We start from the raw sequence: 677 nt of genomic DNA on the forward strand, positions 1-677 counted from the left end.
GGCGACACCATCATGGGCATGAGCCTCGCCGAAGGCGGCCACCTCACGCACGGCATGGCGCTCAACATGAGCGGCAAGTGGTTCAACGTCGTGAGCTACGGCCTCGACGCCAACGAAGACATCGACTACGACGCGCTCGAAAAGCGCGCGCACGAAACCAAGCCGAAGCTGATCATCGCGGGCGCGTCGGCGTTCGCGCTGCGCATCGACTTCGAACGCATCGCCAAGGTGGCCAAGGCCGTCGGCGCGTACTTCATGGTCGACATGGCGCACTACGCGGGCCTGATCGCCGCGGGCGTCTACCCGAATCCGGTGCCGTTCGCCGACTTCGTCACCACGACCACGCACAAGAGCCTGCGCGGCCCGCGCGGCGGCGTGATCCTGATGAAGGCCGAGCACGAAAAGGCCATCAACTCGGCGATCTTCCCGGGCATCCAGGGCGGTCCGCTCATGCACGTGATCGCGGGCAAGGCCGTGGCGTTCAAGGAAGCGGCGACGCCGGAATTCAAGACCTATCAGCAGCAAGTGGTCGAGAACGCGCGCGTGCTGGCTGAAACGCTGGTCAAGCGCGGTCTGCGTATCGTTTCGGGCCGCACGGAAAGCCACGTGATGCTGGTCGATCTGCGCGCGAAGAACATCACCGGCAAGGCTGCGGAAGCGGTGCTGGGCGCGGCGCA

General features: G+C 65.6%; 1 protein-coding gene. It reads left to right on the top strand.

Annotation, left to right across the window (positions count from 1 at the left end; genetic code table 11):
* Positions 1 to 677 (top strand): serine hydroxymethyltransferase (locus G3N97_RS39210; protein WP_205998053.1); only part of this gene is annotated, 677 nt, incomplete at both ends.

Origin of the sequence: Paraburkholderia sp. Ac-20347 (assembly GCF_017104805.1) — a bacterium.
Lineage (GTDB): Bacteria > Pseudomonadota > Gammaproteobacteria > Burkholderiales > Burkholderiaceae > Paraburkholderia > Paraburkholderia tropica.